Origin of the sequence: Dolichospermum circinale AWQC310F (genome assembly GCF_000426925.1) — a bacterium.
Taxonomy (GTDB): Bacteria; Cyanobacteriota; Cyanobacteriia; order Cyanobacteriales; family Nostocaceae; genus Dolichospermum; species Dolichospermum circinale.
In genome coordinates, this window is record NZ_KE384680.1 from 35,616 (window position 1) to 44,823 (window position 9,208).

General features: G+C 34.7%; 8 protein-coding genes. All 8 read left to right on the forward strand.

Annotated features, from left to right (window positions below; translation table 11 throughout):
• Positions 1-718 precede the first annotated feature (718 nt).
• Positions 719-1,099 carry a HetP family heterocyst commitment protein gene (locus tag ACIR310F_RS0110705; RefSeq protein WP_028083830.1) on the forward strand — a complete coding sequence of 127 codons (381 nt, stop codon included), beginning with the start codon at positions 719-721 and terminating at the stop codon, positions 1,097-1,099.
• Positions 1,100-2,200: 1,101 nt separating this feature from the next.
• Entirely contained in the window at positions 2,201-2,797 is a 597-nt protein-coding gene (locus ACIR310F_RS0110710) for a helix-turn-helix domain-containing protein (RefSeq protein ID WP_028083831.1), read from the forward strand.
• Positions 2,798-2,818: 21 nt separating this feature from the next.
• Positions 2,819-5,539: a peptidase domain-containing ABC transporter gene (locus tag ACIR310F_RS0110715; RefSeq protein WP_028083832.1), complete on the forward strand. Its 2,721-nt coding sequence runs from the start codon at positions 2,819-2,821 to the stop codon at positions 5,537-5,539.
• 105 nt (positions 5,540-5,644) lie between these two features.
• Complete coding sequence (locus ACIR310F_RS0110720) at positions 5,645-7,183, forward strand: HlyD family efflux transporter periplasmic adaptor subunit (RefSeq protein ID WP_028083833.1); 1,539 nt, start codon at positions 5,645-5,647, stop codon at positions 7,181-7,183.
• Positions 7,184-7,318: 135 nt separating this feature from the next.
• A complete protein-coding gene (locus tag ACIR310F_RS0110725) occupies positions 7,319-7,588 on the forward strand; it encodes a hypothetical protein (RefSeq protein ID WP_028083834.1) in 270 nt (89 codons plus the stop codon).
• Between the two features lie 64 nt (positions 7,589-7,652).
• Positions 7,653-7,907, forward strand: a complete 255-nt coding sequence (locus ACIR310F_RS0110730; protein ID WP_028083835.1) for a hypothetical protein — start codon at positions 7,653-7,655, stop codon at positions 7,905-7,907.
• Between the two features lie 236 nt (positions 7,908-8,143).
• Positions 8,144-8,413 carry a hypothetical protein gene (locus ACIR310F_RS0110735; protein ID WP_028083836.1) on the forward strand — a complete coding sequence of 90 codons (270 nt, stop codon included), beginning with the start codon at positions 8,144-8,146 and terminating at the stop codon, positions 8,411-8,413.
• A 220-nt stretch (positions 8,414-8,633) separates the two neighbouring features.
• The coding region (locus ACIR310F_RS22140; protein ID WP_231387486.1) for a peptidylprolyl isomerase at positions 8,634-9,208 on the forward strand (575 nt) is incomplete at its 3' end.

The window sequence follows — 9,208 nt, forward strand, 5'->3', positions numbered from 1 at the left end:
TGACATTAGCGAGAAAAAATAGTATAAATAAAAATGTGGCTTTTGAAATTGAAAAATCAACGGTTTTCCTGATTCCATCCAGCAATTGTGAGCTTTTACAGAGAAGCAACAAAAGTAATGGTAAAAAGTTATACAGCAGTAACTAAGGAAAAGCAGAAGATTAACCCTTGGAAGTTTCAACAGCAGACAACTGTATCTACGAAAAGCTACGTCAAATTCGAGTTCTCTCAGTAGAAACCAGACAAAAGGAAAATATTTACCTTTGATTCATTAGTAAGTACCAACCTAAATCCTAAAAGTGATTAATATACATTACTTAGACAAGGAATAGGGTTTACCAACTAAATGAAAACTGTAAAACTGCCCAGAAAACTAGGATATATACGGCAAAAACGGTACAGAAGCTTGATTAATTAAAAAAAAGTCAGGTTTTCAATCACAGGTCAGGTTATGAAAAAAATCATCAGGTCAAATGCGCTTTTAAGCTTAGTTGAGCGGGTAAATTTAGAGATGCAGTTCTCTCAATTCCATACCGATCATGTATTCATGTTATCAAGTACCGTACTTTTAAAACGGGTTTTTGCTTTCTTCAACATCTGCCAGCAATTGATTACCTATAGATTCCGGTCATTCCCGCACCAGCAACTTAGCTGAGGCTATTTATCAAGTGCAATGCAGAAACTGGACTAATTTACTCAATTTAAAGACAACTAAGATTATGAATCAAGATATTGCTGGCAGTGGTAACAACTTAGGACCGAAAATCCATCCTGAACAATTAGACCAAGTAGTCGAAGCGATTTTAGCAGGTAAGTATTCTTGGGCTTGTGTTTTAATGTTGCGGTTTGTTGGTTATAATCCGATGCACTATATTCCTTATCGCACTTATAACCGCATATTGAAAGAAAATGCCCGCACAAATAGGTCCACTTCACAAAATAATGAAAGTCTGAAAATTGCTAAACCAACCACAGACAAGTCTGAAAGCAATCTGACCTCTAGCTGTTTAAGCAAGATTAAAGATATAGCTTATCTGGAAGTAGCTGGTAAGCAAAAAGCAGAAGCACGTGCTAACAGTAGGGAAAAAAAGTCAGCATAGTTGCTGAATATACTGTAATTGCTTGTTACTCAATAGAATAGGATCTGAAATATGGGTAACTGCAATTACTGAATCCCTATCTGCCGGCATGGTAAATATACATTTGTAACATCTTATAAATTAGAAATAGCAGCCTAAACAAAGGTGCATGGCGGACTATATTTTTCCCAAAAAGCTGATTGCTTCTAGCACTTGTGTCTCTTAATAATTAAATAAATCAGGATTTACGCAATTGGCATATTAGTAATGTGTGTCATATTTTTTAAACCCTGCAAATAAGCAGATATTTAAGATTTGACGCATCCTATCTAATATTCAGCGTGGTGCATTTATCTAAGGTAAAATATTAGCGGGCAAGATGCCCGCACCACAAGAGTTTGATCATGGGAATTTACTAAACATATTATTGATTGAAATCTCTATAAATTTTATGTAAAGATATCATGAAGTTTAGATAAAGATTTGATTTTTTACATAAATTTTCAAAGAAGATATAGCAAAATTTAAAAATAACAGTCCAAGCTTTGTCACTTTTTTATCTAAACTGAAGGGCTAACGCTAAGTTATCAGACAGACAATTTCATATTTAGAAAGTTTGCTGATGAGAATTTTTTGATTTTAGGCTACTGTAAGAGATAGATTACATCCTTCCTGAACTTATCTACTTTGAGGCTGCAATATTTGGAATAGGTGTGTCGTAATTATTGGGGAATTAAAACTGCATGAACTTAAATAGTCTAGTCTTGATTGATAAATATAAATACCAGTGTTTATGAATAGCCGGAAATCTAAATTAGGAATAATATCATCCTTGAAGTGGATTTTTCGATGATTAATTAATGGGAATAAATTTAGTATTAGGGATAGAAATGATTGGAGTTTATCTGTAGGTGTTTTAGCAGACAATGCTGTTTATTGGGGGAAAAACAGCTATACTTGTTGCATAAATATGTTGCATAAATATGGAGAAATAAATACTCATGAAACATCCTACAGATTAAATACTAAATGTCTGTGAAATTTTTTGCATCTGTATTTAAGCAATAGATGTAACAGATGGATTTGCGCAAATTTGAAAGTAGAAGGCAACTGGTAAGAATTATGTCATCTTATTCTCATCAAGATCAGGTTGTTAATATTTACGATACTTATGAAAGTAAGTTTTTAACACCTTTTCAGAGGAAGGCCTTGCTAAAAAACTTACAAAATAATTCACAACCAGAATATCGGCGACGCATTGAGATAATGTTGTTAGCAGATATGGGAAAATCACAAACTCATATTTGTGAAATCATAGGCTGTTCTCAAGAAATGGCCAGGTATTGGACAGGTATTGCTGAGGCGGGTATGGCGCATAAATGGAATCAGCGGCCATTGGGTAGACCAAAGATTGTTAATCATCAATATATTGAAAGATTGAAAGAATTAGTGAATTGTAGTCCTCGTGAATATGGCTATGCTTTTAGTGATTGGACGGCTCAATGGTTGAGCAAACATTTAGCTAAAGAGTTGGGAATTAAAATTAGTGATCGTCATATTAACCGTTTACTTAAACAAATGGGACTTTCCACGAAACGTAAAAATTCTCCATTGACAACTGCTGAAAATCAGGATGTAGCAATTACAATTAATGATTTGCATTCTTTACCTGAACCTAGTTTTCATTGGTCATTTAATCTCATGCAGGCCAATCAATAATAGTGTTTTGGAGGTTAGGAAATGCTATCAACGTTTTCTCAGGAACAGTTAACTATAAACATTAAGCAAGTCTTGGGTGATTCCCTATCAAATCAAGCAGTTGCAGATTGTATCAAGGCTTTAGAAATTATTGAACCACCAGTAGCAAAGCAATTTTGGCAAGGGACAACAGCAAAGCCGGGAATTTATATTGTGCTAACGGGTAAGGTGAGATTACTTGATAACTCTAATAACTTAATTACTACTCTCGCGCCAGGGTCATCATTTGGGGAGTTAACTTTATTTCCAGAACAAGAATTTAGTAGTTACGTTGCTAGAGCTTCTGTGAATTTAAAAATTGCCTATCTTCCCCAACAGATGGTGAAAAAGGTAATGGAAGAATTTCCTGATACTTATGATATTTTGCTGAAAAAAGCACAATTAATTAGCACTGTCAAACCTCCAGAAATTCCCACTACAGAAACACCAAGACCAGCAAAAAATGCCAATTTTACCCAACTGACAATTCCCGCACTTGCACAACCAAAAAAGCGCCTCAAATACTTTCCTATTCCGACTGTAACTGCTGGGAATTGGTGGCGTAAATTTACCAAACGCTATCCATTTTTTGAACAACAAAGTGCCGCTGATTGTGGTGCTGCTTGTTTAGTCATGATTGGTCGTTATTGGGGGAAAAACTTCAGTATTAATCGCCTGCGGGATTTGGCTAATGTTAACCGTAGCGGTGCATCCATGCGAAGTCTAAGTGCAGCAGCGGAAAGTCTTGGTTTTGCTACCCGTCCCGTGAAAGCCAGCTTAGATAAATTGGCTCAACAACCTTTACCAGCGATCGCCCATTGGGAAGGTAAACATTACATTGTTGTCTATGAAATTACCAAAAAACAGGTAATTGTCGCCGATCCTGCCCTTGGTCAACGCTATCTGACTATTAATCAATTCAAAGCAGGTTGGACAGGCTACGCTTTATTACTAGAACCCACAGCTTCACTCAAAAAAACACCAGAAGCTAACACGCCATTTTGGCAGTTATTGGATTTAGTTAAACCTCACTTTCAAGTCCTACTAGAAGTATTCATTGCTTCGTTATTAATTCAGGTATTTGGATTAGTAACACCCCTATTTACTCAACTTTTATTAGATAGAGTCATCGTTCAAGGTAGCACCTTAACCTTAAATACTGTAGGCTTCGGATTATTAATTTTTGGTTTGTTTCGTGTCGCCATTAATGGGTTAAGACAATATTTACTTGACCACACAGCCAACCGAATTAGCGTCGCTTTAATGGTGGGATTTATTAAGCATACATTTGGCTTACCTCTGTCCTTTTTTGAGTCTCGATATGTTGGTGATATTGTCTCCCGTGTCCAGGAAAATCAGAAAATTCAGCGTTTTCTCACTGGTGAAGCTTTATCTATTGGCTTAGATTTATTGACCGTCGTTGTTTATGTAGGATTAATGTTTTGGTACAGTCCACCAATGGCGGGGATGACATTAGCAATTGTGCCACCATTTGTGTTATTAACATTATTTGCTACGCCATTTTTACGTCGAATTAGTCGAGAGGTATTTGCCGCAGGAACCCTAGAAAATAGCTATTTAATTCAAAGCTTGACGGGGATTTCTTCCATTCGCTCAATGGCAATTGAACAAACGGTGCGTTGGCATTGGGAAGAATTGCTGAATAATTTAATTAAAAAGAACTTTAGTGGTCAAGTAGTTAGTAACCAACTGCAATTAGTTAGCTCTACCATTCAATCTTTAGCCAGTACAGGATTACTATGGTTTGGGGCTTGGTTAGTTATTCAAAACCAACTTACCATTGGTCAATTAGTTGCTTTTAATATGTTGTTAGGCAACATTATTCAGCCTTTCCAACGGTTAATTATCTTGTGGAATCAACTACAAGAAGTAATCGTCGCCACCGAACGAATTAATGATGTCTTAGAAGCAGAAACAGAAGAAGATTTAGAACATAAAACCCGGCAATATTTACCCAGATTAATCGGCAGAATTCGTTTTAATAACGTGACATTTCGCTATCACTCTGAGAGTGAAATTAACATTCTAGAAAATCTCAGTTTTGAAATTTTACCAGAGCAAACTGTAGCAGTTGTAGGGCGCAGCGGTTCAGGGAAAACCACCCTTTCTAAATTGATTTTGGGGTTATATCCACCGACAGATGGAAGAGTTTTAATTGACAATCAAGATGTGACTAGTATTTCCTTGCATTCTCTGCGATCGCAAATTGGAGTTGTTGATCAAGATACATTTTTATTTGGAGGAACAATTCGGGAAAATATCAGTATTGCCCATCCTGAAGCCTCTTTAGAAGAGATTATAGAAGCCGCCCAACTTGCAGGGGCAGATGAGTTTATTAAAAGGATGCCAATGGGATATGAAACACAAATTGGTGAAGGTGGAGGAATGTTATCAGGAGGACAACGCCAACGGTTAGCAATTGCCCGCGCTTTATTAGGAAATCCTCGACTTTTAATATTAGATGAAGCTACGAGCCACCTTGATTCTGAATCTGAACGCATTATTCAAAACAACCTCAAAAAAATTCTGCAAGGACGTACGAGTTTAATTATTGCTCACCGTCTTTCTACAGTTCGCCATGCTGATCTAATTTTAGTTTTAGATCGTGGTGTTTTAGTAGAAAGTGGTACTCACGACGAATTAATTACCAAAAAAGGACATTATTTTTATCTCAATCAACAACAATTAGCACAAACAAATTAATTGTTTTAATAGTTTGTTTTAATTGTTTAATTGCCAACATATCCCTGACTTCTGCAAGAAGTTAGGGATATATAACTACAAAAATAGAGAACTCTAAAATTATTTATGCCCCAGTCAGTTTATACACAACCAACAACTACTATAAATCAGCAGAATCAACCCGAATCTACTGCTTTTCTCCCAGATCAAAATCAAAACCAGGCATTAGCTAAAACCCAGGATTGGTTTTATGGTACAGAAGAATTATTAGATGCTTTACCAAAAGTCTGGACTCGTTCAATGTTGTATTTGCTGGTCAGTTTTGCAGCAATTATTTTACCTTGGGCAATGTTAACTAAAGTTGATGAAACTGGAAATGCTATTGGACGAATAGAACCAAAAGGTGCAACACAAAAATTAGATAGTGCGGTCACTGGTACTATTGTTTCTGTTAATGTGAAAGAAGGGGAAACAGTTAAAGCAGGACAGGTTTTAGTGAAAATGGAATCTGAGGTGATGGAAACAGAAATACAACAAATAAAAGCTAAATTAGAAGGCTTAAAAAATCGTAAATCTCAACTAGAAATATTGAAAAATCAAGTTTTAATGGCGATTAATATTCAACGTCAGCAAAACCAATCTCAATCATTAGAAAAAATGGCTCAAGTTGATCAAGCCAGACAAATATTTGCAACTAAGAAAAGTGCTTATACTTTCCAAAATTTGGAGAAATTAGCACAAATTGATCAGATGAAACAGAATATAAAATCTACTCAAAGTAACTATAGGTTAGTTACAAGCCGTTTGCGTCGAGATGTTTCAGAAGTTGTCCGTTATCGTCTTCTGTTAAAGGAAGGTATAATTCCTCAAACTAAACTAGTAGAATTAGAAAAGATTGCTGAGGAAAGTCAACGTTTACAAGAAGAAGCAAAATTTAATATTCAAACAGCACGGCTGCGGTTAAAAGAACAAGAAAGTAGTTATCAGTCGCTTATGAATCAATTTAAATCAGATATTGAACAAGCAAAATTACGATTACAACAAGAGGAAAGTAGTTATAAAAGTGCTATGCAAGGAGGAGAATTAGCATTATTAAAAAGTCAAGAACAATTTAAAGACCTACAAAATCAAATTACGTCTCTCCAATCAGAAATTATGCAAACAGAAGGACAGATCATCTCCCTAAACTTACAATTAAAACAGCGAATTATCCGCTCTCCTATTGATGGAACAATTTTTGAACTACCCATTAAAAAACCTGGTTCTGTAGTGCAACCAGGACAAATGATTGCTCAAATTGCACCCAAAAATGCGGACTTGATTTTAAAGGCACACATGGCCAGTCAACATAGTGGTTTTGTTAAGGTAGGAATGCCAGTAAAAATTAAATTTGATGCTTATCCTTTCCAAGAATATGGAATTTTATCAGGGCGAATTACTTGGATTTCACCTAACTCTAAAATTCAGGAAAATAGTGCCAATCGTCTAGAAACCTATGAAGTAGATATTGCTTTGGAAAATCCCTATATTCAAGTTGGTAACAAGCAGATTCCTCTCACCCCTGGACAAACCGCAAGCGCAGAAGCAATTATCCGTCAACGTCGAGTTATTGACTTTATTTTAGATCCATTTAAGAAGTTACAAAAAAATGGTTTAGAACTTTAATGTAAACAAAAATTAAAGACATAATTCCCTGAATTATGTCTAATAAAAAAATAATTTAATATGCAACTTTTATATAATCCATGAGGGAATAATGTAAAAATATAAGAGTAGAGTGAAGATTAAGGGGATAATATAATGGAAAGGGTAGTAATTAATAACTTTGATTCCACGGATTTAGAAAGCTTTATTTATGATTTAAAACAAATAGAATCAAGTATTGTATTAGGAGGATCATTTTGGGGCGATTATCCAAATTGGGGGGAGACCCCTAATGTTTTTGTCATGACCATCTATGATGGTTTAAATACCATATCAACAACTTATGAAGGAGCAGGGAATTTTCATGATAATAAATTCCATACGATAGACTATGCGCGGACAGTTAATGCTTGGGTATATCATTAATTATTTCACCTGATTTAAAGGTGCAATTAACCAAACTCTTCACTTTTGATAATAAAATAATATCATGGCTACAATCATAATTTCTGACTTAAAACATCTTGAAAAAAAGACATTTTTATCTGACTTATCTTCAGAGCAAATTACACACATATCAGGTAGTATTTTTCTGCCTTTAGGGAATCGTCCTGCTGTTCAGTTATCCACGGTTTATGATGGAATGAACAATCCTCAAACAACGTATGAAGGTCCATTTGGTTTCCATGATAACAAGATTTTTGCTATTGACTTTTCCAAAATATCTGCATATTTAGTAATCTGAATATTTACCAAATAATCCCTACTGATCAGGTACACTTTTAGCAGGAAAGATGTCCGTACCACAAGATTTTTATCATTAATATTTGTACCTCATAATATCGGAAACTGCTGTAAATTGCTCTGTTGAAGTCCGGGATATGAGTATCAAAGATTTATATAGCTTAATAGTTACACAGATTCAAAGGCAATTTTGTGACAATTGTACAACTGTTCACTTTGTGATTAGGAAATCATATCATGGCTACAATCATAATTTCTGACCTGGAAACTATTGATAAACATACATTCTTGTATGACTTAACTTCAGAGGAAATACAACAAATAGTAGATACTGATATTCTCTCTTTATCGGGTGGTTTTGATCTGAATTTTCTGCTAAATACCATTCAGGATTTTATAACTAACCAGACATCAAGCGAGAATGGGCTATTTGGTTCAAATTCCCGTAATAACAAGATTTTTAGTCTTGATTTTTCCAACCCATCTCTTTATTTAGTTACCAAATAAATTGATCACAATCATATCCCCGGATTTTCAGGGATTTTCAGATAATTCCGGGGTATAAATCTGGTAATTTTTCTCATATAAATTATCAAAAATATTAAAAGTATCATTAGATAGAGATAAGAAAATAACATATCAGGTAAATATGATAGATACACTGATAATTCATTTAAATAAGATCGAACAAATTCAGTAAGAATTTAGTAAATTGAGGAATTAAGCTATGTCAGATATTTTAAAAATATCCAATGAAGATATTATTTATCATCTAAAAGTATCTTGTCAAATCCCTAGTTTATTAGAAGCGATCGCCACTAGAAAAGTTATTACTGAAACATCTAAAAAAGTAGGGATTACTGTCGAAACAGCAGAACTACAACAGTCCGCAGATAGTTTACGATTAGCTAATAGACTGATTAAAGCTGAAGAAACCTGGGAATGGTTACAGAAACATTATCTTTCCTTAGATAATTTTGAAGAAATAGCACATCTCAATATCTTATCTACAAAATTAGCTCATCATTTATTTGCTGATAAAGTTGAACCATTCTTTTATGCTCATCAACTTAATTACAGTGCTGCTGTTACCTATGAAGTGATATTAGATGATGAAGACTTAGCGTTAGAGATATTTTATGCTCTTCAAGAAGGAGAAATTAGTTTTCAAGAAATCGCTCGTCAATATATCCAAAATCCTGAAATAAGACGTGCTGGAGGGTATCAAGGTATTCGCAAACGTAGTGATTTTAGGCCAGAAATTGCCTCTCTAGTATTTGCAGCTAATCCCCCACAAATTCT

What these genes read in the sequence shown, in the direction of transcription:
- ACIR310F_RS0110705 (WP_028083830.1), top strand. Translation starts at nt 719, where the DNA reads ATGAATCAAGATATTGCTGGCAGTGGTAACAACTTAGGACCGAAAATC.
- ACIR310F_RS0110710 (WP_028083831.1), top strand. Translation starts at nt 2,201, where the DNA reads ATGTCATCTTATTCTCATCAAGATCAGGTTGTTAATATTTACGATACT.
- ACIR310F_RS0110715 (WP_028083832.1), top strand. Translation starts at nt 2,819, where the DNA reads ATGCTATCAACGTTTTCTCAGGAACAGTTAACTATAAACATTAAGCAA.
- ACIR310F_RS0110720 (WP_028083833.1), top strand. Translation starts at nt 5,645, where the DNA reads ATGCCCCAGTCAGTTTATACACAACCAACAACTACTATAAATCAGCAG.
- ACIR310F_RS0110725 (WP_028083834.1), top strand. Translation starts at nt 7,319, where the DNA reads ATGGAAAGGGTAGTAATTAATAACTTTGATTCCACGGATTTAGAAAGC.
- ACIR310F_RS0110730 (WP_028083835.1), top strand. Translation starts at nt 7,653, where the DNA reads ATGGCTACAATCATAATTTCTGACTTAAAACATCTTGAAAAAAAGACA.
- ACIR310F_RS0110735 (WP_028083836.1), top strand. Translation starts at nt 8,144, where the DNA reads ATGGCTACAATCATAATTTCTGACCTGGAAACTATTGATAAACATACA.